The organism is Vibrio algarum (assembly GCF_028204155.1).
GTDB lineage: Bacteria > Pseudomonadota > Gammaproteobacteria > Enterobacterales > Vibrionaceae > Vibrio > Vibrio algarum.
Map to the genome: position 1 here is coordinate 1,073,213 of NZ_JAQLOI010000001.1, position 24,017 is coordinate 1,097,229.

The following is a 24,017-nucleotide window of genomic DNA, read 5'->3' on the forward strand; positions in this document are numbered from 1 at the left end:
TTAAGCCGCTCCGTTTTCAGATTTAGCAAACAGTCTTAGGTATGTGCGTTCTAAAGTTGGTCTAAACATATGTTCTAAAGCACCAGAGAACAAAATCACCAACCCTTGAAGTACCACAACAATATTTCGGTCTACACCGTATTCAAAACTGAGCTCTGCTCCACCTTGATATAAAAAGCCAAAAAGTAAACTTGCTAGAAGCACACCAATAGGGTGATTACGTCCCATCAACGCGACGGCAATACCGGTGAAACCAAAACCTTCTACAAAGTTCAGTTTTATTTGATGCAGTTCACCTTGCAATACGTTCAAGCCGAAAAATCCCGCCAACATACCTGAAATAATCATGGTGAGGACTACGATTTTAATGTAATTGATCCCTGCGTATCCTGCTGCTGAAGGGTTCGCACCTACAGAGCGAATTTCATATCCCCAGCGCGAATGCCAGATAAATAACCAGACAAAAAGACAGCAGAATAATGCAAAGAAGAAACTTAAATTCAGTGGACTTGCCGCCATTTCAATACCAAAAACAGAAAGCATTTCGTGCATCTTTGGCAACCAACTGCTTACTGCAAAGACACGACTTTCTGTTGCCATGGTGTTGTCTGGTTTAAGTACGTCTACCAAAAGGTAAGCCATTAAAGAAGCAGCAATGAAGTTGAACATGATCGTAGTAATTACGATATGTGAACCTCTTTTGGCTTGAAGGTAAGCAGGTATAAATGCCCAGGCAGCACCAAATAGACCACCTGCTATGATGGCGATAGGAAATACGATATACCATGGGGCATATTCACCAAGAGTAAGGCAAACGAGTCCAACACCCAGGCCTCCTATGTATGCTTGCCCTTCACCACCAATGTTAAATAACCCAGCGTGGAATGCGACAGAAACGGCTAATCCAGTAAAAATAAAACCAGTAGCGTAATACAGTGTATAGCCAAAACCTTCTGCGTAACCAAACGCGCCTGTCCACATGACTTTTGCAGCGTCTATTGGATTTATATCAATATATATAAATAACAATGCTGAAACTAAAAAAGCGACTAATACATTAACTGCGGGTAACAATGCTACGGTTACCCAAGCAGGAACCTTAACTTGGCTCATTATGCGTCTCCTTGAGTTTGTGCGTTGTCTTTAAGATGATCAGGCATAATGTTTGCCATCATGAGTCCTAATGTTTTTTCATCAGCTTGGTCTGCTTGGACTTCACCAACGATGCTGCCGTCGAAAACCACAATGATTCGATCAGCCAAACTTAAGATCTCGTCTAACTCTACGGATACGAGTAAAACGGCTTTACCTTCATCACGACTCGCTATGATCTGTTTATGTATATATTCTATCGCACCAATATCGACCCCACGAGTTGGTTGCCCAACCAGTAGAACATTTGGGTTCTCTTCCATTTCTCTCGCAATGACGAGTTTTTGTTGGTTACCACCAGAAAAATTAGCTGTCTTAAGAGTGACATCATTAGGACGAACATCCCACTTGTCCATACTAGATTGACAAAGTGTTTTGATGGTTTCTTTGTTTTGAAGTAGCCCTTTATTGTATTTTGGTAAATTATGGTAACCAAGAATATAGGCTTCTTGTGCTTCAAATTTATTGATTAATCCCTGTTTATGTCTATCTTCAGGAATATGACCGACACCCATAGCACGAACTTGCTGAGGGTCACTTGGATTTTCAGGAGTAACGCTATTGCCGTTCAGCTCAATGCTTCCTGATGCTGGTTTCAATATACCGGACAGTAGACCGAGAATTTCAGATTGACCGTTGCCAGAAACGCCGGCAATACCAACAATTTCACCTTCTCGTACTGAAAAACTGATCTCTTTAATTCTTTGAACTTTACTGTCATCGAAATAGCTGAGCTTATCTACTTTGATGAGCGTCTGTTTCGGTTCGGCTTGTTCCTTTTCTACTTTAAGGCGAACCTTACGTCCAACCATCAGCTCAGCTAACTGATCTTGATTCGTCTCTGCTGTCACGACGTGATCAACCATAGTGCCTTGACGCATGACAGAAATGTTATCGGTGATGGCTAATACTTCACGCAATTTGTGCGTGATGATCATAACCGTAGTACCTTGTGTACGAAGCTTATCAAGGATAGTGAAAAGGTGGTCAGCTTCTTGTGGAGTCAAAACACCTGTTGGTTCGTCAAGTATAAGTATCTTGGCATCACGATATAATGCTTTTAGAATTTCAACGCGTTGTTGTAAACCTACCGGTAGCTCGCCAACAATGGCATCAAGCGGAACCTCTAGGCCGTAATCTTTTTCGATTTGAATTAGTTTTTTGCGAGCAGAGCTTAAGCTATCTTCCAGCTTCCATCCATTTTCAGCACCGAGTACTATATTTTCTAATACAGTAAAAGTTTCGACCAGCATGAAATGCTGATGAACCATGCCAATTCCTGCACTAATCGCTTCTTGAGAATTTGATGGTTGGTAGTCTTTATTATTAACGAGCATCGTGCCAGTATCGGCAGTGTAAAAGCCATATATGATACTCATTAAAGTGGATTTACCAGCGCCATTTTCACCGATTATACCGTGAATGGTGCCTGCGGGAACTTTCAGGTCAATATCGCGGTTGGCATGTACTGCTCCAAAACGCTTATTTACCTGCTTTAGTTCAATGGCAAAATTTTGATCTTGAGTCACGTAGAATTCCTGAACTGCAAAATAAAATGAGTACGCCGTTGCTTAAAGTTTCGAAACTAAAAACAACGGCGTAAAGATCATCTAAATACTGATAACTTTATGATTAGTAGTTACAAGTATTATCTGACATGTAGTCATGTACAGAGATCTTTCCTGAGATGATGTCGGCTTCAAGAGCTTCAACATAAGCTTTGATTTCTGGAGTGATTAGGCTTTCGTTATTCGCATCGAGAGCCCAAGATACACCACCTTCTTTTAAGCCAAGAGCTTTGATACCTGGTTTCCAAGCGCCAGCAACGTCTGCTCTCCACGTTTCTTTAGCTGCTACACCAACACTTTTAACCATAGAGGTTAGCATGGTGCCAGGTTGTAGGTGGTTTTGGTTTGAGTCAACACCTATAGCGTATTTACCAGCATCTTTAGCCGCTTGGTAGACACCCAAACCTGTACCGCCAGCAGCAGCATAGATTACGTCAGCATCTTTAGAAAACTGTGATTTAGCAAGCTCTGAGCCTTTTGCAGGGTCAGCGAATGCCGCAGGTGTTGAACCTGTCATGTTTTGAAGTACAGTTGCGTCAGCGTTAGCGTATTTAGCACCTTGCTCATAACCACAAGCAAATTTACGGATAAGTGGAATATCCATACCACCGATGAAGCCTACTGTGCCTGTTTTAGAAGCTTTTGCTGCAATAGCACCAACAAGGAAAGAACCTTCATGCTCTTTAAACACGATAGATTGAACGTTTGGCTTATCAACGACCATATCGATGATAGTAAATTTAATCTCTGGGAACTCAGTAGCCACTTTTTCCACTGCTGATGCCATGTTAAAGCCAACCGCAACGATTGGGCTAAAACCACGACTTGCCAAGCGACGAAGGCCTTGTTCACGTTGAGCTTCGTTCTGTGGCTCAAATTCACGAACTTTAATGCCGTCTTCAGCTTCTAGTACTTTAACGCCATTTTGATATACAGCTTCGTTAAAAGATTTGTCAAATTTTCCTGCTGTATCATAAATAACTGCTGGTTTCGGTGCTGCGAACACGCTGAATGAAGATACTGCTAGCGCTAATGCAGTTAGCTTAAGAGTAGTTTTTTTCACTGTATGAATCCCTATATTTTTATCCCAAACTCAAAACGAATAAATTGAGTGCCATTTATATTTATATGCAACTGTATTGATGGTCTTGTGCAAGTGTGTACACATAAACAGTTATCACCCGCCAGTTTATCGTTTGCTTGGCAAAAAAAAGCGTTTTGCTCACAGGTAAACTAGGTAATACGACATCGTAGTAATAAAAAATTAGATCTATGTCACATATTTTTGGCGAATGCTCTGAGGTTGCTCTTTTATATTGATGTATTTTATAAAAAATTAGAGCAAAAATTGTTCGTTATGAGACTCTAATTGATATTATTTAAAGGTTATGAATGTTAAAGGTGCCTAATAGATGTTGGATTATCTGAAAAAAGCGCTCAAAAGATACGATGAATGGTGTAAGTCTCTAGGTTTAACTCCAGAGCAAAAACGTTGCTGTGTGCCGATTAAAAAAGAAGATATTTTTGAATCGAAAGAGAAAAAAATGAGTGAAGCTCATTTTAGGCTTTTTGATACTCATTGCCATTTTGATAGAGATGAATTTTCAGACAAAATAGATGAAGAAATTTCTATCGCTAAACAATTTGGAGTCGAGATGTTTCTCATTCCTGGTTGTGGGGCATTCAATTGGGAAAGAATAGAGTCAATTTGTAATTGTAATAGTGGCATGTTTTATTCTTTAGGCCTACATCCATACTTTATTGAGCAACATTTAGATGAACACTTAAATTTGTTGGATCAGTTGTTATCTCGTAAAAATAGTCGCTGTGTTGCGGTAGGAGAGTGTGGCTTAGATTTTTATCATTCTCGCGAATCTGAAGAGCGTCAAAAGACGCTACTCGCTAAACAGATACAACTTGCAAATAAATATCACCTACCCTTAATACTCCATTCAAGGAAGGCTCATCAAGAAAGTATCAAAATGCTAAGACAAAATAATATTCTTAGTGGGGGCGTTATCCACGCTTTTACAGGAAGTGTTCAGCAAGCAATGGATTATATTAACTTAGGGTTCTTTATTGGTGTTGGGGGATCGATTACTTATCCTCGAGCGACTAAAACTCGTCAGACCATTTCTCAAATACCACTTAGTTCTATTGTGTTAGAAACAGATGCGCCTGATATGCCGATTTTTGGTCATCAAGGTGAAAATAACCACCCTAAAAATCTAAAGATTATACTAAATGAATTGAACGTGCTTCGAAGTGAAGACAAGCAAACGATTGCAGATCAGGTTTTTAAAAATAGCAAATCAATGTATACAATTTGTGAATGAAAACATAATAAAATGTTTCAATAGTGAACGTTTACTGATGGGAATGCGATTGCGGTCACACTTTTGAGTGAATGTTTAATGAGTGCAGTACAAAAGTGTGACTTGTATATTACTTTCTATCCTAGGGTCTGTTTATAATCGCCTCGCTTTTTAGCACCAATTTTGTCACACGCCACTTAACTAAATAAGGAAGCCATAAACCATGAGCCTGTTTATGAGCCTAATCGGCATGGTAGTACTCATTGCAATCGCAGTACTTCTATCCGACAACCGCAAAGCAATTAATATAAGAACTGTGGGTGGCGCTTTCGCTATCCAATTCCTACTAGGTGCATTCGTACTTTATGTTCCTTGGGGAAGAGATTTACTCGGTGGTTTCTCTAGCGGTGTCGCTAGCGTTATCGATTTTGGTAAAAGCGGTACTAGTTTCCTATTCGGTAACCTAGTGAGCTTTTCAGTAGACGGTCTTGGTTTCATTTTTGCTTTCCAAGTATTGCCTACATTAATCTTTTTCTCTTCACTCATTTCTGTACTTTACTACATCGGTGCGATGCAGTGGGTTATCAAGATTCTGGGTGGTGCATTAGAAAAAGCCCTTGGTACTTCTCAAGCAGAATCAATGTCTGCGGCAGCTAACATTTTCGTAGGTCAGACTGAAGCACCTTTAGTGGTTCGTCCGTTTGTTCCTAAAATGACTCAATCTGAGCTGTTTGCAGTTATGTGTGGTGGTTTAGCCTCTGTAGCTGGTGGTGTACTTGCTGGATATGCATCGATGGGTGTTCCTCTAGAATACCTAGTAGCGGCATCGTTCATGGCTGCACCTGGTGGTCTGTTGTTTGCTAAAATCATCAAACCTGAAACTGAAGAATTTGCTGATGATATCCAAGACGCTTTAGACGGCGGCGACGATAAACCTGCTAACGTTATTGATGCTGCTGCTGGTGGTGCATCTGCTGGTCTGCAACTTGCTCTTAACGTTGGTGCAATGCTTATTGCTTTCATCGGTCTTATCGCACTAATTAACGGTATGCTTGGTGGTATCGGTGGTTGGTTCGGCATGGAATCATTAAGCCTTGAGCTTATCCTTGGTTGGATCTTTGCTCCTCTTGCATTCCTAATCGGTGTGCCTTGGGAAGAAGCAACGCTTGCAGGTTCTTTCATCGGTCAGAAAACAATTGTTAACGAATTCGTTGCTTACCTTAACTTTGTACCTTACGTTGGTGAAAACGCTCAAGTAGTCGCGGCAACAGGTCAAGTAATGTCTGAGAAAACAACAGCGATTATTTCATTCGCACTATGTGGTTTCGCTAACTTGTCTTCTATTGCGATTCTACTAGGTGGTCTAGGTGGTATTGCTCCAGGACGTCGTCAGGATATTGCTCGCATGGGTATCAAAGCGGTTTGTGCTGGTACACTGTCTAACTTAATGGCAGCAACTATTGCTGGTTTCTGTATCTCTCTTGCTGCATTTTAAGTTTGTAGCAATATAAAGAACATACAGACAACGCTGAATTAACACCGTAGTAAGAAATTACTGCGGTGTTTTTTTACTTAAATCAGACTAGATTTAAGTATGAGATGAATTAATTAGCGTTTTTGAGACTTTTTTGAGATACAAAACGTTTGCGTTAAATGTAACCTCTATCACATTTCGTTGAAATGACTATAATACATACATCTGGTAAACGTATTATCTTGCGATGCAGATATCGCTAGATAAACAGACAAATGAGAGCGCATATAAGTCATGTGTTTCCAGTCTGTAATACACGATGTATTACATTAGATAGACACCGCAATCACAGATTGTTGTGCCATTAGGCAAATTGGTACTGTGCGGTGACAGGGATAGCAATTAATAGATTGATTCAACGAAATCACTATTAAGTCTTCAGGGAACCAAGTCCGTTCATTTCGTAACCAAAAAGCGAATTTCATACTTCCAACTATAATTGATTGGATTCATGGCGCTTCTTGGTAAACAAATTGAATATTTTGATCGGAGATAGAAATGAGCGATTTAAAAGCAGCAGCTCTACGTGCACTTAAACTTATGGATTTAACGACGTTAAATGACGACGACACTGATGAAAAGGTGATTGCCCTTTGTCATGATGCGAAAACAGCAGTAGGCAATACCGCTGCAATATGTATATACCCGCGTTTTATTCCTATTGCTAAGAAAACACTTCGTGAACAAGGTACTCCAGATGTTCGCATTGCAACCGTAACTAACTTCCCACATGGCAATGATGATATTGCGATAGCTGTAGCTGAAACCAAAGCTGCTATTGCTTATGGTGCAGACGAAGTAGATGTAGTATTCCCATACCGTACTCTGATTGCTGGTGATGAAAAAACAGGCTTTGAACTGGTTAAGCAATGTAAAGAAGCATGTGGTGATATTCTACTTAAAGTGATTATCGAAACCGGTGAACTGAAAGAAGAAGCGCTAATTAAACGTGCGTCAGAGCTATCAATTGAAGCGGGTGCTAACTTTATTAAAACGTCGACTGGTAAAGTTCCGGTGAATGCGACACCTGAAGCTGCTGAAATAATGTTGAAAGTTATTCGCGATATGGGTGTTGCTGAAAAAGTTGGCTTCAAGCCTGCAGGTGGCGTGCGTACAGCCGAAGATGCAGCCGCTTTCCTAGCAATGGCTGACGAAATCCTTGGTTCGGATTGGGCTGACAATATGCACTATCGTTTTGGTGCTTCAAGCCTATTGACTAGCTTGCTTAATACATTAGAGGTAACCCAAGAGGTTGCAGATCCAAACGCTTACTAAGTAGAAGAAAACGCTCTCAAAGAAAGCTAATTGCAATGATTTTTTCTTTGGGAGCTACGTTTACTTAATTGATAATAAAGCAGGACAACTCTAATGTATTTACCACAAGAAATTATCCGTAAAAAGCGCGATGGTGAAGTATTGACCAATGAAGAAATTAATTTCTTCATTCAGGGCGTGGCTAAAAATACGGTATCTGAAGGTCAAATTGCCGCTTTTGCCATGGCGGTATTTTTTAATGAAATGACTATGCCTGAACGCATTGCGCTAACTTGTGCAATGCGAGATTCAGGTATGGTTATTGATTGGGCTCATATGAACTTTGATGGTCCAATTGTAGACAAACATTCTACCGGTGGTGTAGGTGATGTTACTTCTCTAATGCTTGGTCCTATGGTGGCTGCATGTGGTGGGTACGTCCCAATGATTTCAGGTCGAGGCCTTGGTCATACTGGTGGAACATTGGACAAGCTTGAATCCATTCCAGGCTATAATATTACTCCTACCAACGAAGTCTTTGGTCAAGTAACTAAAGATGCTGGCGTTGCCATTATTGGTCAAACAGGCGATCTAGCACCTGCAGATAAGCGCGTGTATGCCACTCGCGATATTACCGCTACAGTAGACAATATCTCGTTGATTACCGCTTCTATTCTATCGAAGAAATTAGCCGCAGGGTTAGAATCTTTAGTTATGGATGTGAAAGTCGGATCCGGTGCCTTTATGCCTACCTATGAAGCATCTGAAGAATTGGCAAAATCTATCGTCGCTGTAGCTAATGGCGCGGGAACGAAAACCACCGCAATATTAACGGATATGAACCAAGTTCTTGCTTCTTCTGCAGGAAATGCGGTTGAAGTGCGTGAAGCCGTTCGGTTCTTAACTGGTGAATATCGAAATCCTCGATTATTTGAAGTAACCATGTCATCGTGTGCTGAAATGCTGGTGCTTGCGAATTTGGCAACAGATGAAGATGACGCACGTAACAAGCTACAAGCGGTACTCGATAACGGTAGTGCAGCAGAGCGCTTTGGCAAAATGGTAGCGGGTCTAGGTGGTCCAAGTGATTTCGTCGAAAACTACGACAACTATTTAGACAAAGCCGAAATTATTAAGCCAGTTTATGCTAAAGAAAGTGGTGTCGTTTCAGCTATGGATACCCGTGCTATCGGTATGGCCGTTGTTGGAATGGGCGGAGGTCGTCGCGTCGCAACGGATACCATCGACTATGCTGTAGGCTTTGATAGCTTTATTCGTTTAGGAGAAACAGCCAACGATCAAACTCCTTTAGCGGTTATTCACGCACGAAACGAAGAGCAATGGCAAGAAGCCGCAACCGCGTTACAGAGTGCTATTGTAGTAGGTAGTGAACCTTATATTTCAACGCCAGATGTTTACCGCCAAATACGCGCGGAAGATGTGTGATAGCTAAACACATTTCTTAGCTCATCTGATGGAGAGTAAAATGAAAAGATCAATTATTTTAGTATTAGATTCATTTGGTATTGGTGCTACTGCTGATGCTGATAAATTTGGTGATGTGGGTTCTGATACCCTTGGTCATATCGCTGAACATTGTGCAAAAGGGTTGGCCGATAATGAAAACCGCAAAGGGCCATTAACCTTACCTAATCTTTCTAAGATGGGACTTGGCTTAGCGTCTAAAGAATCGACAGGGAGCTTTCCTGAAGGTTTGGATGAAAATGCGGAAATTATCGGTGCCTACGGCCATGCTGCAGAGCTATCTTCCGGTAAAGATACACCATCTGGTCACTGGGAGATAGCTGGTGTGCCTGTGCTGTTTGATTGGGGATATTTCTCTGACAAAACCAACAGTTTTCCTGAAGTACTTTTGGACAAGATTGTAAAACGCGCTAATTTACCCGGCTACCTAGGAAACTGTCATTCATCAGGCACGGTTGTACTAGATGATTTAGGTGAAGAGCACATGGCATCAGGTAAACCGATTTTTTATACTTCGGCAGACTCTGTATTCCAAATCGCCTGTCATGAAGAAACGTTCGGCTTAGATAACTTATTAGAGCTTTGCCAAATAGTTCGTGAAGAGCTAGAAGATTATAATATTGGCCGCGTAATAGCACGACCATTTATTGGCGCCAAAGCGGGTGAATTTGCACGTACTGGGAATCGTCGAGACTTATCTGTTGAGCCACCAGCAACCACTATTCTTCAGAAACTTGTTGAAGAGAAGGGTGGTGAAGTCGTATCGATTGGCAAAATAGCCGATATCTATGCGAACTGTGGTATTACGAAGAAAGTGAAAAAAACCGGCCTTGAAGAGTTATTTAATGCTTCACTAGAACAAGTTAAAGAAGCGGGCGACAATACGATTGTATTCACAAACTTTGTTGATTTTGATTCATCATATGGTCACCGTCGTGATGTGGCAGGTTATGCTGCAGCACTCGAATATTTTGACAAGCGTTTGCCAGAGATGATTGAGATCCTTGAAGAGGATGATGTTTTGATCTTAACCGCTGACCACGGTTGTGATCCAACTTGGCCAGGAAGTGACCATACTCGCGAGCACATACCTGTTCTCGTATATGGTAAGAAAATTCCGGCTGGCTCTTTGGGTCGACGTGAAACTTTCGCCGATATTGGCCAGAGCCTAGCAGAGTACTTTGGTACCTCTGATATGGACTATGGGAAAAGCTTTTGTAACAAAGAGCTAATGAGTTGTTAGAGTAACTCATTAGCAATTAATACTTATGAGTTACGGCGTGTTAAATTATTAATCTAACGCACCGGAGCTATCTAAAGACTACGAAGGAATAAATTAATGGCCACTCCACATATTAATGCTGAAATGGGTGCTTTTGCTGATGTTGTTTTAATGCCGGGTGATCCGCTACGTGCAAAGTACATCGCTGAGACGTTTTTAGACGACGTTGTTCAGGTTTGTGATGTTCGCAACATGTTTGGATACACGGGTACCTATAAAGGACGCAAAATCTCAGTTATGGGTCATGGAATGGGTATCCCATCATGTTCTATCTATGTGACTGAATTAATAAAAGATTTTGGTGTTAAGAAGATCATTCGTGTCGGCAGTTGTGGCGCAGTAAGTGAAGACATCAAGGTTCGTGATGTTGTTATTGGTATGGGCGCAAGCACAGACTCTAAAGTTAACCGTATTCGTTTCAAAGGTCATGACTTTGCGGCAATAGCAGACTATAAAATGGTGAAGGCTGCAGAAGAAGCAGCAAAAGCTCGTGGCATTGACGTTAAAGTAGGTAACTTATTCTCAGCTGAACTTTTCTATACACCAGATCCGGATATGTTCGATGTAATGGATAAGTACGGTATCGTTGGCGTTGAAATGGAAGCGGCTGGTATCTACGGTGTTGCAGCAGAGTATGGCGCAAAAGCATTAGCTATCTGTACTGTATCGGATCATATTAAAACGGGTGAACAAACCACGTCGGAAGAACGTGCAACCACGTTCAATGAGATGATGGAAATAGCGTTAGACTCAGTTCTACTGGGTGATAAAGACTAATGAACCTATAAGGTTCAAACTAAAAAAGCTCTGATGGTTAAGTCAGAGCTTTTTTTATGTTTATCGATTATTTTAAAAATGGGTATCGCTTGGCCCTATGAGTTTAATTCCTTCACCAGCAAATTCTCTTGTTTACTCCTCGGCTTTCTTATCAAAATTAACATAATGAGCATCCCACTGATGAAGCTCATTATGATCATTATGTACATGTAGCGATCACTGTTTCTGTAGTGGTGGTCTGAGATCGCTGTAACCATGCCTTTCTCGAAGGTCATTCGAACGTATCCGATAAGGTTGTTATCGTGAAATATAGGCTCTACAAGCTGAAGGCGGCCGATGCTTGATGTCTCTAAAGGGGTGTCTAATCCCAGAACTTCTCTAGTTGATTTTGCATCTTGACTAGCGGCAAGCTTGATACCTTCTGAGTCATAAATGGTTGCGTCAAAAACCAACCGTTCTTTAGCTAACTGGTTGGTTAGATTAAGTAATCGTTCTTGATCACTGTTTGTAATCATATCGCTGGCAGAAAGAGAGGCTTGGGAAACTAACACTTTGGTTAATGTTTCTAACTGACGAGACTGGATCTGTTCGTTACCCTTGCTAATCACAAAACTATTCTGAGCAATGTAACCAAACATCACTAGCAAAAGAATGATGGCTATGCCTTTTAAAAATAGACTTATAGAGAAAAGAGAGTGTTTCATATCTAACCATTATTCTTTCTTTTTTAAAGTAATTACATATTGGCGCTTGCCTTTTGAAATTGCAATAGGGTAACGTTTAGCTTAACTGAATTTAGTAGGCACGGACGCAGTGAAAACTTTACCAATAAAAAAGCAGATTAACCTTATTAAACGATTACCTGAAACCAGGTTTTCAAGCCCTTTGGATAAAAAAGACGCCAACTGGATAGTTTATTCGAACTCTCTCTCTTCTCGTGTTTTTGAAGATATTGATTTTTATACGGGAACGAATAATGCTGTACTCGATGTTTGGAAAGTAGGGCATTACGAAGTTGCCCTTATGTCCGGTTCATTGACAAGTGACCATGAGAAGATACTTCAAGAGCTTAGTATAGATTATGCATCTCTTACCAACGTACCTGATCTAACTAAGCCGGGGCTTATTGTTTTTGATATGGATTCAACCGCTATAGAAATCGAGTGTATTGATGAGATTGCAATATTAGCGGGTGTTGGTGAGCAAGTATCTGAAGTAACCGAAAGGGCGATGCAAGGCGAATTAGATTTTGAACAGAGCCTGAGACAACGAGTGCTTGCATTGAAAGGCGCCGATGAGGCGATATTAGAACAAGTTAGATCCACATTACCATTTATGCCAGATTTGAGACAACTTATCGTTAGCCTGCATGACTATGGCTGGAAAACGGCGATTGCTTCCGGCGGTTTCACCTACTTTTCAGACTACTTGAAACAGGAGTTGGACCTTGACCACGCGCAATCGAATACGCTAGAGATCGTGGATGGTAAGTTAACCGGTGAAGTTGTTGGGAGCGTTGTTTCTGCGCAAACTAAAGCGGACATTCTTCAGACGTTGGCTAAAGAATATGGCGTAAACTCTCAAAATACGGTCGCGGTTGGTGATGGTGCCAATGATCTTGTCATGATGAGCGTTGCAGGGTTAGGTATTGCTTATCATGCAAAGCCTAAAGTGGAGCAACAAGCTCAGACATCGGTAAGGTATGCGGGGCTTGGTGGTGTAATGTGTATTTTATCAGGCCTGTTAGCTAAACAGCGTAAAATTACTTTTTAAGATAGTATGAATAGTTCTATCTGCCCTGACTAATATTGTTGGGGCAAGGAAAGGCTTATTAAGTCAGTTCTAATCGAATAAGTACTTCTTCCGTAATATCGATAATTTCTCCGAATCCAACGATTGAACTAAATTCTTTTTCTAGCGCCCTTGCATGATGAAAGGTTGAAGATGCCAATTCACCTAATTTTTTGATTAAGATTTTTGTTGATGCACTTGCAACTGGAACACCATTAATTCGTAAAGCGTAAAACTCCCCTAATTGTTTTGATTTCTTAACAAACCTCAACCTCTCCTGGAGGGTTGGAAACTCTTCATAAAGTTTTGTGTATATAGCCACTACATCGTCGGCGTTTTTGATAACGGCGATATATATATCGTGATAAATCGGCATCGCTCCAGGAACCGGACGAGTTGGTTCTTTGAGTAACCTTGCGCTCCTATTTTTAAAAATTGGCTCTAACGAGAAGTCTTTCTTATGTCCCAATTTTTGTAGAATTTTTAAGTGCGGGGCTAGTGGGTAGTTTAGACCGATGGCGATTGGTTGAAGCACGTTATCCAATTTTGAAATATAAAATGGCGTGCTCACTAGTCTAGGCAGTATTGTGTCATACATTGCATGTAAGAGATCAATGCTTGGTAAGTTTTCGTCCGTTATTTGTAATTTGTTTTTATTGTGTGTAATGAGTTTTTTAGAAAACTGATAGCCTTCGCTGAAGTACTATTTTCTTCTAGCACTAGGTGTATTTTTGAACCTTCAGGGCTGATACACACAACAGAGTAGGGAATTTGTGTTAGTGGCGCTGACAGGTCATATTGCTGAAGTTCTTTTAAGCTAACCTTTAGGGAATCACCAACCTTGCAAAGTAAAGGCTGAGATAATGAAACGTATAATCCACAGGAAGAGAAGTTAACGGTTTCTCCGGCGATAGAGAGTTGACCATCAACAGTCAAATCAATAGGAGAGCGAAATTGATAACGTTGTTCTTTACGACGCGAGGTTGCATCAAAGTACATGCCAGTAGGATTGCTTGATATTTTTCGAGAATGCCTAAATTTATTCAATATAGTTGAATTCAAAGAAGGCTTCTCTGTGAGTTGATAATCCCTGACCGAATCGAAGTTAGATATCTCCTGCAGCAATCCGAAGTGGGTTATATCGTCACCTACCTGTGTATGTTCATTTGTGAGGCAGTTTTTTTCTTCTGGGCTAAGCTCATACATATGAATACGAAATACTTTCCAACTGCTCCTGCGCGCACCTGTGTGCCAGAAGAGTTGTCTTTCAGAACGGTTTGCTTCAGGAAGCATTAATGAATAGTGTAGTGCTTTACCTTGGTGTTCATGGACAAACGTATAAACAACGTTACTAGAATGCTTTGCACCAAATTTAGTTAGCTCATCCATGCGAGAAGTGTTAAATAAAGAACTTAGCGTTTGCTGATAGCGTTCATCATGCCAATAATCCCAAATCTCTTTATTAAAATCATTAAGCAAAGCAAATTTTAACTCTGTTCCAGAAAAGAAAAGAGGGAGGTTGCGAGTGTATTTGATATACGTGTGTTCATAGCCATGGGTTCTGGCTTGTAATACTTTGTCTTGATTATCATGATTGGCTTTCTTTACGTGGCTATTTAACATGACATCAATCGCTCTACCTATGATGTTACTATCGGTGAGCCTTAGCGCGCGTAGCCATCGGATACTATCATTTTCATAACACTCTTCTATACCGATGATACGATAATCGAGAGATTTACTAAGTTCACTCAGTTTGCTCTGTTTTTCTAGTTGAACAAAATGCATTCCGACTGACTCACCAAGGTTGTAGTCGAATGCACTAGGTACCTTGAGTTTTACACCTGAATTGGACAAATCAACACTGGTAGCATGAATTTCCTGTCCATTTTTCAGTTTAATGTTGACCTGTGAAGACATTTTTAAGCGTTTTTCTTGCCTGTTAAGTACTAAACCTAACTTGATTGGTTCCACTTCAAACGGGCTTTCTGGACTGGTAAGATCGGTTCCGGAGTTTAGCTGTGTATTTTGGTGCATTACACGAAAGTTATTTCTGGTGTTAACCATCGCTTCATAGACGCCTTCGGTGTAGCTGCCAAAACGCTTGATCTTTTTGTGGTATGAGTTAATTGCAACATCATCTAACCAATGGGTACGCCCATCTAGTTTGTATTTTCTACACTCACCCTGAACTCTCCCTCTTAAGTCAATTGACTTAGTACAAGGGGCCATCAGGCGATTTAATTCCATTTTTGCGATGACTTTTGCTGACGCAGGCTCACCGTGTGTTAGTTGCTCTAATACGATATTAAAATCTGGAGCACCATAAACTGGAATTAATCTTTCTACTAAAGAGAGTATTTCAGATTGCTGCATTTTTTCTGATAGAGTGTGTTCTGTTGAGTATATTAAGTAACTATCGGCTAATTAACGATTTACTTTAATTTATTAATTTCTACGTAAAGTACGTAGATTTCCCACTAACTGATTAGCTATAACTTATTGAGGATTCATGGCAAAAGTAAAACGAGCCTACGTTTGTAACGATTGTGGAGCTGATTTCCCTAGATGGCAAGGGCAATGTAATGCATGTGGGGCTTGGAACACAATAACAGAGGTACGTCTTGCTGCTTCCCCTCAAGTGGCAAGAAACGAAAGGTTAGTGGGCTATGCTGGTGCGGTAGAATCCACTGTACAAGTGTTGTCAGAAATTGATCTACAAGAAGTCCCTCGTTTTACAAGTGGCTTCAAAGAACTTGATAGAGTGTTAGGTGGCGGTGTCGTTCCTGGTGCGGCAATTTTGATTGGTGGTAGCCCAGGAGCAGGGAAATCCACATTGCTTTTGCAAACGATGTGCCGACTGTCTTCACAAATGCCGACGTTATATGTGACAGGAGAAGAGTCTCTCCAGCAAGTAGCAATGCGGGCTTCTCGTCTTGGTTTACCAAAAGACCACCTAAAAATGCTCTCTGAGACCAATGTAGACAAAATCTGTCAAGTTGCAGAGAAAGAGCAGCCTCGAATTATGGTTATCGATTCTATTCAGGTAATGCACGTTTCTGATGTTCAATCTTCCCCAGGCAGTGTTGCCCAAGTCCGGGAATCAGCCACAACGTTAACTCGTTATGCAAAACAGAATAATGTTGCGGTATTCATAGTTGGGCATGTGACAAAAGATGGGTCATTGGCTGGTCCAAAAGTGTTAGAGCACATTATTGATTGTTCTATTCTGTTTGATGGTGGAACGGACAGTCGTTTTCGAACATTGCGAAGTAACAAAAACCGTTTTGGCGCTATCAATGAACTTGGTGTGTTTGCTATGACGGGACAGGGGTTGAAAGAAGTCACTAACCCTTCAGCAATTTTTCTTTCTCGTGGTGAAGAAGAGACATCTGGTAGCTCGGTTATGGTTGTATGGGAAGGCACTCGCCCACTTCTCGTAGAGATACAAGCTTTAGTTGACTATTCCCAACAAGCAAACCCAAGAAGAGTCGCAGTCGGTTTAGACCAAAACCGACTGTCGTTGCTGCTTGCAGTGCTTCATAAACACGGTGGATTGCAGATGGCAGACCAAGATGTGTTTGTGAATGTTGTCGGAGGTGTAAAAGTGACAGAAACAAGTGCGGATTTAGCGTTGATAATGTCATTGTTGTCCAGTTTTAGAGATAGGCCATTGCCAAAAGATGTTGTGGTTTTTGGAGAAGTTGGGCTAGCTGGTGAAATTCGCCCTGTGCCAAGCGGGCAAGAAAGGTTAATGGAAGCTTTTAAACATGGATTTAAAAAAGCGATAGTTCCCTCCGCTAACATGCCTAAAGAAGGTATTGCAGGTATGCAGATTCACGGTGTGAAAAAATTATCTGAAGCAATAGATGCGTTTGACGAGATTTAGTGTTTAATAGAACACATGTGTCATAAAAGTGAATTCTCTGCTTTACAGCAAATAATTTCTAACCACAATTGGATCTACGTGGTAAGATGAGCCACTTTTTTTACAGAACCAACGCACGTTAGGGTATCAGTCCTGAGGGATTGTGGTATACTCTGCGCGCATTTTTATACCTTATTAACAGAGTAAGACAATGACTGATTTATCAAAATACAGAAATATTGGTATTTTCGCGCACGTTGATGCGGGTAAAACTACTACAACTGAGCGTATCCTTAAACTGACTGGTCAAATTCATAAGACTGGTGAAGTTCATGATGGCGAATCTACAACTGACTTCATGGATCAGGAAGCTGAACGTGGTATTACCATTCAGTCAGCGGCAGTAAGCTGTTTCTGGAACGATCACCGTCTAAACGTTATCGATACTCCTGGACACGTTGACTTCACAGTAGAAGTTTACCGTTCTCTTAAAGTACTTGATGGCGGCATCGGTGTGTTCTGTGGTTCTGGTGGTGTTGAACCACAATCAGAAACTAACTGGCGTTATGCTAACGAATCTGAAGTATCTCGTTTGATCTTCGTTAACAAACTGGACCGTATGGGTGCAGATTTCTTTAACGTTGTAGGCCAAGTTAAGAAAGTTCTAGGCGCTACGCCACTTGTAATGGTTCTACCTATCGGCCGCGAAGATGACTTCGTTGGTGTTGTAGACCTACTAACTCGCAAAGCATACGTTTGGGATGACACTGGTCTTCCTGAAAACTACGAAATTCAAGACATCCCAGCAGATATGGTTGATGACGTTGAAACGTACCGTGAAGAGCTAATCGAGACTGCTGTAGAGCAAGACGACGACCTAATGGAAGCGTACATGGAAGGTGAAGAACCTTCTATCGAAGATATCAAGCGTTGTATCCGTAAAGGTACTCGTGATCTTGCATTCTTCCCTACGTTCTGTGGTTCAGCATTTAAGAACAAGGGCGTTCAAATCGTTCTTGACGCTGTTGTTGACTACCTACCTTCTCCAACTGAAGTTGATCCTCAACCTCTTATGGATGAAGAAGGCGAAGAAACTGGCGATTACGCTATCGTTTCTGCAGACGAAACATTTAAAGCACTTGCATTCAAAATCATGGATGACCGCTTTGGTGCACTAACTTTCGTTCGTATTTACTCTGGTAAATTGAACAAAGGCGACACCATTCTTAACTCGTTCACTGGTAAGACAGAACGTGTTGGCCGTATGGTTGAGATGCAAGCAGATGACCGTAATGAACTAACTAGCGCACAAGCTGGTGATATCATCGCGATTGTTGGTATGAAGAACGTGCAAACTGGTCACACTCTTTGTGATCCTAAGCACCCAGTAACACTTGAGCCAATGGTTTTCCCAACTCCAGTAATCTCGATTGCTGTATCACCTAAAGATAAAGGTGGTTCTGAGAAAATGGGTATCGCAATTGGTAAAATGGTTGCAGAAGATCCTTCATTCCAAGTTGAGACAGACGAAGAGACTGGCGAAACTATCCTAAAAGGTATGGGTGAACTTCACCTAGACATTAAGGTAGACATTCTTAAGCGTACTTACGGCGTTGACTTAACAGTTGGTGCTCCTCAAGTTGCTTACCGTGAAACTATCACTCAAGCAATTGAAGATAGCTACACGCATAAGAAACAGTCTGGTGGTTCTGGTCAGTTCGGTAAAATTGACTACCGTATCAAACCAGGTGAAGCTGGTTCAGGCTTCTCGTTCAAATCAACAGTTGTTGGTGGTAACGTACCTAAAGAATTCTGGCCTGCAGTAGAAAAAGGCTTTGCTGGTATGATGGAAAACGGTGTTCTTGCTGGCTTCCCAACACTAGACGTTGAAGTAGAACTATTTGATGGTGGCTTCCACGCAGTGGATTCATCTGCAATCGCATTTGAAATTGCAGCGAAAGGCGCATTCCGTCAATCTATGCCTAAAGCTGGTGCGCAACTTCTTGAACCAATCATGAACGTTGACGTGTTTACTCCAGACGATCACGTTGGTGATGTTATCGGTGACCTTAACCGTCGTCGTGGCATGATCAAAGATCAGCAAGCTGGCGTTACTGGTGTTCGTATTAAAGCAGACGTTCCTCTTTCAGAAATGTTTGGTTATATCGGTCACCTACGTACAATTACTTCTGGTCGTGGTCAGTTCTCTATGGAGTTCGCTAACTATTCACCATGTCCGAATAGCGTTGCTGAAGCAGTAATTGCAAAAGTTAAAGAAGAAAAAGAGAAAGATAAGAAATAATTTCTTTTTTCTGAATTAACAAAAAACCCGAAAGTTTGCGCTTTCGGGTTTTTTTATTCGCTAAATTTAACGTTATTGCATATCAAGCCAAAGGCCTTCAACTTTTGTTCTTGCCCACTCAGTTTTACGTAAAAACTTTAAGCTAGATTTAATACTAGGGTCTTTTTTAAAACAATTTATGTTTACCATATGGCTCAATTCTTCCCAGCCATAATGTTCGACCAGATCAGTGAGCAGTTTTTCAAGTTTAACCCCATGAAGTGGGTTGTTGAGTTGAGTCATAATGTACCTATCAGATAATTTTGCCGTTATTATACGTTATATCTGCTATCGAAAGATAACTTGAAAAAGGAAATTGAACACTCAGAGGATATGGTGTTAGTTTGTAGAAGGTTTAACGTTGTTTTCAGTAGCGATGAATAGGGTTATTAGAGTGAGAAAAAAGACCTCATATCTTGCAATATAAGGTCATGAATAATAAAGAGCAAAGTTTATAGCCTTAATCTTCCCAAATAACGACCTTATCTTTTGGCCAGTTTACTCCTACATCATGGTATTTTTTTCTAACACATGACGTTTTATCTTTAACGTTGGAGTAAGAATACCATTCTCTATACTCCAAGGGTCTTTAATCATCAATACCCCTTTAATTTTCTCGTGCGATTCTAAGTCTTGGTTCATTCGCTTAATGACCCGTTCTGCACGCCTTTGGTATCGTTCTTTGTCAAAGTTGGGGAACTGATGAGGTACGGCTAGGAGAATAGGCGCTGGCATGCCTAAACCAACCAAGCACATCATTTCTACTCGGCTATATTCGTATAGTTTTTTCTCTATAGGGACAGGCGCGACAAACTTACCTTTCGCTGTTTTAAAGGTATCTTTCTTCCTTCCTTGAATAGAAAGGTAACCCTCGCTGTCGATAGAACCTATGTCTCCAGTATGTAGCCAGCCATCACTATCAAACGAAGATTCTGTTGCTTGGTCATTTTTATAGTAGCCAGAAAAAATCCCTTTGCTCCTGACCATAATTTCTTCGTCGGAAGCTATCTTCAGTTCAATGCCTGGGCCGCCATTACCCACCGTACCAATTTTATCAGCTCTGAATGGGTAGTTAAGCGTACTGTATGCGAAAGATTCCGTCATACCCCATGCCTCAGTGATATTAATGCCTACACTGTGATACCACTGAAGAAGTGCAGGAGATACAGGAGCAGAACCACAGCCTAAAACACGTCCCTGATCTAATCCAAGGCCCTCGATAATTTTCTTTTTGACGATTGAATTCACAAATGGGATTTTCAGTAAGAAATTTAGCTTCTTCTGAGGCATTTTATCTTGAATACGCTGTTGGAAGAGAGCCCATAAACGAGGCACTGAAATAAAGAGAGTCGGCCTTTGCATCTTTACATCCTCGATAAATGTATCCAATGACTCGGGAAAGGCAACTTGAACACCACCTGCTATTGATGCTCCAAAGATATAGACGCGTTCAGTGATATGCGCTAGTGGCAAGTAAGAGAATGCGCGATCGGTTTTGTTAATACTGAGATGGTCAACTAAACGTTGAGCAGACCAACTGAACGCGCCGTAGGTAAGCATCGCTCCCTTAGGCGTACCCGATGTGCCAGAGGTATAAACAAGTGACATAAGTTTATCATCATAATGTTTAGGGCGTTCTTCACTCGGCAAATGTTGGTCTATTAAGCTACCAAAATCGAGGTTGCATTTTGGTGTATTTTCATAAGGTAAAGATATCGTTAAAAGCTCAGGTCTACCATTGATAACTGATTCCACGGCGGTAGGGTTATCTAACTTACCGATGAAAGCAGCTTTGCTTTCACTGTGATTGATACAGTAGTCAATGGTATCTGCTCCGGCGGTAGGGAAAATTGGAACACTTACAAAGTCGCCCATCATTATTGCTAGGTCAGTTATAAACCATTCCGCACAGTTTTTAGATATCAAAGCCACTTTATCACCTGGTTGCAGCCCTTGTTCTCTGAGTGCGGTAACAAGCTTAAGTGCCATCTGGGCAACCTGAGAATAGGTATAGGTAACAAACTGTCGGTTAATAATTTGCTTAAGGTATATCTCGTCTGGTCTAGAGTCTGCCCACTTAAGTATTAACTCATTTGGCGGTGGCAAAGAGCAGACAGGCATGTCTTTTGCTCGGCTATGGTCTATAGAAGAATCTACAGCTGCATGTGTTGTTAGGCTCATATTTTCACGTTCTCATTGTTATCATTTTGCTACTTAATTGTAACATATCGATAACATAATGATAGTTTTTAAACTAGCGTTTGAATAGCACTATAGTCGTAGATATTGAAGTTAGAACACTAAAAACCCTTAACCTTAATAATGTATGTGTCAATAGTATGGTCTACCATAATATTGTGGGGTTGATTCCATATTTGATGTTTAAATAAAATAAGAGAGTACACAACAATATATTTGATATTTGTTGATTGACAAGTCCTGCAGGTAAGCTACGTTTAAAATACCAAGGTAGTAAAGTGATCTTAGTTCAGGAAAGTAAGAAAAAAACCGTCTCAATAATGAGAATGAATAAATATTTTTCGTTTGTGAACAAGATCACGAAATAAGCTAGAAATGTGTCTAGTTTCTGAGACTATAAGCTCTACAAATAGTAGGGGTACTTTATATAAAGAAAAACTATGCTAGGTTGTGCATTCGAATTTATAATTTAAACCTAATTGATTGATTGTTAGGACTTATTTTGAAATCTACAAAAAAGGTAGCAACATTATTGAGTGATATTGTTATTTGGGGTTTGATTCATTATCAGTTAATAAAAAGTCATATTTTTCAATTAGTTTAATTTTTTTGGATAGGTTATCTTGTTTAATAATAGGTAAATAAATATATTTCTCATTTGAATTTTATTTATTAATTAGCTCAATTTAATGATCTGAAAGCTAGGTATATTGTATGACCAATAATCGCCTAAATAAAGCGATATTACGGTTTTACAGGATGTCATTCTTAAACGGTGTGATATTCTCAAAGTTGTTTTAGGGGATCTTTTTGCTAGCTAAATGTTCACATCCCCAACGGACAATTATTTACAACCTAAATGCATGCTTTGATTTTGGTGATTAAAGCAATGTAATAATGATTAGATATGATGTGGAGTCTATTATGTTTCTTTCAACTTATGTAAAAGTACAAAGCTTGTTAACAGAGTTTAAAAATGATGAGCGTGGTGTAACTGCGATTGAATATGCGGTAGTAGCAGTTGCGGTAGCCACGGTTGTTGCTGTTGTATTTGGTTCAGGGACGGAAGGACCTCTATTCGATGTAATAGATGGGTTACTTGGTGATGTAGCAGCTATATTTGATTAAGCACCAGCGACGTAAATCGAATTTATTTCTTTTTCGGTTCTGTTTTTTGTAATCGATAGAGTAGAGAAGTAAGGATTGTTGCTGTGACTGTAATCAATGTGATTGTCACAATTGCAACGGTGATTCTTGTCTATGTGGCGCTAAGTGATATCCGTTCTAGAAAAATCTCGAATACAGCGTCGGGTTTGCTATTTGTAAATTCGATGCTGTACTGCGGACTGCTTGGTTATTGGACGCAATTACTTGTTGTTATTCCGGTTTTTATATTTGGTTTTCTGCTATGGCAGATTGGTATTTGGGGGCCGGAGATGCTAAGTTATTAGCTGCAATTGTTCCAATGATTCAGCTAAACCACCTAGCTTCTGTTTTATTATTGATAGCTTGTTTCGGTGGTATCTTGGCAATTGTTATGTGGGTTCTTTCACGGTTAACGACGAGAAACACTTATAAGCATGTCCCATATGGTGTGCCAATTTCGATAGGTTGTTGGTTAGGGGTAATAGCTTCAATCCCTTAGGGGGATAAAAATGAATTTTAAAATATTGATACCTGTAGCACTTATCGCTATTGGTGCCGGGCTCTATGGTTTATCAGGCAGTTTAATAAACCAAGATGTAGAGCAGACAGTGGTCGAGGCTATTGAAGACGTCAATATGATCACTATCTGGAAAACCAAGCAAGATATCAAGCAAGGAGATATGGTCACTCGAGAGCAGTTTTATGTTGAGCGAGTACCAGAATCTGAAGCAAATCAAAACGGCATTGTTGATGATGTCGAAATCGAGTTTGTACGTGGCGCTATCGCCTCAAAAGATATGAGTGCAGACGTTTGGGTGACTCAACTCGATCTTGTGCGACCTGAGCAAGATGGTTATATCGATTTAATAATAAAAGATAATATGGTGCCTTACGGTGTTAAGGTTGATTCAGACACGATCATCGGCGGTGTTATCACTCACGGTAGCCTAATTGATGTTGTCGCTCTCTCCTCTATTAACCAGAACTTAGCGTCAAGCGACAAAGTCCAACCCATTCAAACTGTCTTCCTATCGCCTATTCTTATTGCGGTCAAAGTATTAAAAGTAGAACAAAGTGTGCTCAATGATGATACGCAAGTCAGTCTGGTGTTAGAACTGACACGCAAACAGTTAGCTAAGTTGGTTATAGCAAAAAAAATATCACAGTTAGAATATCATAAGTCAGTGGGTGCGGAGCAAGCAGAGTTACTCCAAGCCAATTCAGGCGATATCTTACCCAGCTATCAAGCGATTAAAGAGTTTCGTGCTGGTGACGTACATATAAAATAATGAAAGGTATAGTGGT

18 protein-coding genes and 2 pseudogenes are annotated in these 24,017 nt (G+C 40.6%); 13 read left to right on the forward strand and 7 right to left on the reverse strand.

The window, feature by feature from the left end; genetic code table 11:
* From PGX00_RS05245 to PGX00_RS05255, 3 genes are all read right to left on the reverse strand, one after another.
* Complete coding sequence (locus PGX00_RS05245; RefSeq protein ID WP_272133486.1) at positions 1–1,113, reverse strand: ABC transporter permease; 1,113 nt, start codon at positions 1,111–1,113, stop codon at positions 1–3.
* Positions 1,113–2,681 (reverse strand): ABC transporter ATP-binding protein, encoded by a 1,569-nt coding sequence (locus tag PGX00_RS05250; RefSeq protein ID WP_272133488.1) that lies wholly within the window; start codon positions 2,679–2,681, stop codon positions 1,113–1,115. The genes PGX00_RS05245 and PGX00_RS05250 overlap by 1 nt, the downstream gene beginning before the upstream one ends.
* 103 nt (positions 2,682–2,784) lie before the next feature.
* A complete protein-coding gene (locus PGX00_RS05255) occupies positions 2,785–3,783 on the reverse strand; it encodes a BMP family lipoprotein (RefSeq protein WP_272133489.1) in 999 nt (332 codons plus the stop codon).
* 349 nt (positions 3,784–4,132) lie between these two features.
* Between PGX00_RS05255 and PGX00_RS05260 the strand changes: the two genes are divergently transcribed.
* From PGX00_RS05260 to deoD, 6 genes are all read left to right on the forward strand, one after another.
* Positions 4,133–5,056: a TatD family hydrolase gene (locus PGX00_RS05260; RefSeq protein WP_272133491.1), complete on the forward strand. Its 924-nt coding sequence runs from the start codon at positions 4,133–4,135 to the stop codon at positions 5,054–5,056.
* Positions 5,057–5,258: 202 nt separating this feature from the next.
* Entirely contained in the window at positions 5,259–6,530 is a 1,272-nt protein-coding gene (locus PGX00_RS05265; protein ID WP_272133493.1) for a NupC/NupG family nucleoside CNT transporter, read from the forward strand.
* A 537-nt stretch (positions 6,531–7,067) separates the two neighbouring features.
* Positions 7,068–7,844 (forward strand): deoxyribose-phosphate aldolase, encoded by a 777-nt coding sequence (deoC, locus tag PGX00_RS05270; protein ID WP_272133494.1) that lies wholly within the window; start codon positions 7,068–7,070, stop codon positions 7,842–7,844.
* Positions 7,845–7,937: 93 nt separating this feature from the next.
* Positions 7,938–9,269, forward strand: coding sequence for a thymidine phosphorylase (deoA, locus tag PGX00_RS05275; RefSeq protein ID WP_272133496.1), 1,332 nt, complete (start codon positions 7,938–7,940; stop codon positions 9,267–9,269).
* 40 nt (positions 9,270–9,309) lie between these two features.
* Positions 9,310–10,551, forward strand: coding sequence for a phosphopentomutase (locus PGX00_RS05280; protein WP_272133497.1), 1,242 nt, complete (start codon positions 9,310–9,312; stop codon positions 10,549–10,551).
* A gap of 96 nt (positions 10,552–10,647) precedes the next feature.
* Entirely contained in the window at positions 10,648–11,367 is a 720-nt protein-coding gene (deoD, locus tag PGX00_RS05285) for a purine-nucleoside phosphorylase (RefSeq protein ID WP_272133499.1), read from the forward strand.
* 95 nt (positions 11,368–11,462) lie between these two features.
* Here deoD and PGX00_RS05290 read toward each other — a convergent pair whose 3' ends face one another.
* A complete protein-coding gene (locus PGX00_RS05290; RefSeq protein ID WP_272133500.1) occupies positions 11,463–12,071 on the reverse strand; it encodes a YtjB family periplasmic protein in 609 nt (202 codons plus the stop codon).
* 85 nt (positions 12,072–12,156) lie between these two features.
* On the opposite strand from PGX00_RS05290, the gene serB reads away from it, so the two are divergent.
* The gene (gene serB / locus PGX00_RS05295) at positions 12,157–13,140 is read left to right on the forward strand and encodes a phosphoserine phosphatase (protein ID WP_272137939.1); all 984 of its coding nucleotides are present in this window, start codon (positions 12,157–12,159) and stop codon (positions 13,138–13,140) included.
* Positions 13,141–13,198: 58 nt separating this feature from the next.
* Here serB and PGX00_RS05300 read toward each other — a convergent pair.
* A pseudogene (locus PGX00_RS05300) lies at positions 13,199–15,534 on the reverse strand (PilZ domain-containing protein).
* 136 nt (positions 15,535–15,670) lie between these two features.
* Here PGX00_RS05300 and radA point away from each other — a divergent pair.
* On the forward strand, positions 15,671–17,047 hold the full coding sequence (gene radA, locus PGX00_RS05305; RefSeq protein WP_272133501.1) for a DNA repair protein RadA: 1,377 nt from the start codon (positions 15,671–15,673) through the stop codon (positions 17,045–17,047).
* A gap of 190 nt (positions 17,048–17,237) precedes the next feature.
* Positions 17,238–19,328, forward strand: a complete 2,091-nt coding sequence (gene fusA, locus PGX00_RS05310; protein ID WP_272133503.1) for an elongation factor G — start codon at positions 17,238–17,240, stop codon at positions 19,326–19,328.
* 72 nt (positions 19,329–19,400) lie between these two features.
* On the opposite strand, the gene PGX00_RS05315 is transcribed toward fusA, so the two are convergent.
* Positions 19,401–19,610 carry a VF530 family protein gene (locus tag PGX00_RS05315; protein ID WP_272133505.1) on the reverse strand — a complete coding sequence of 70 codons (210 nt, stop codon included), beginning with the start codon at positions 19,608–19,610 and terminating at the stop codon, positions 19,401–19,403.
* Positions 19,611–19,827: 217 nt separating this feature from the next.
* Positions 19,828–21,488 (reverse strand): annotated as a pseudogene (locus PGX00_RS05320) (AMP-binding protein).
* Between the two features lie 1,002 nt (positions 21,489–22,490).
* Between PGX00_RS05320 and PGX00_RS05325 the strand changes: the two are divergent.
* From PGX00_RS05325 to cpaB, 4 genes are all read left to right on the forward strand, one after another.
* Positions 22,491–22,694, forward strand: coding sequence for a Flp family type IVb pilin (locus PGX00_RS05325; protein ID WP_272133506.1), 204 nt, complete (start codon positions 22,491–22,493; stop codon positions 22,692–22,694).
* Positions 22,695–22,777: 83 nt separating this feature from the next.
* Positions 22,778–23,017, forward strand: coding sequence for an A24 family peptidase (locus tag PGX00_RS05330; RefSeq protein ID WP_272133507.1), 240 nt, complete (start codon positions 22,778–22,780; stop codon positions 23,015–23,017).
* The gene (locus PGX00_RS22875; RefSeq protein ID WP_407702334.1) at positions 22,924–23,211 is read left to right on the forward strand and encodes an A24 family peptidase; all 288 of its coding nucleotides are present in this window, start codon (positions 22,924–22,926) and stop codon (positions 23,209–23,211) included. The genes PGX00_RS05330 and PGX00_RS22875 overlap by 94 nt, the downstream gene beginning before the upstream one ends.
* A 10-nt stretch (positions 23,212–23,221) precedes the next feature.
* Positions 23,222–24,001, forward strand: a complete 780-nt coding sequence (gene cpaB, locus PGX00_RS05335; protein ID WP_272133509.1) for a Flp pilus assembly protein CpaB — start codon at positions 23,222–23,224, stop codon at positions 23,999–24,001.
* The last annotated feature ends 16 nt before the right edge of the window (positions 24,002–24,017 follow it).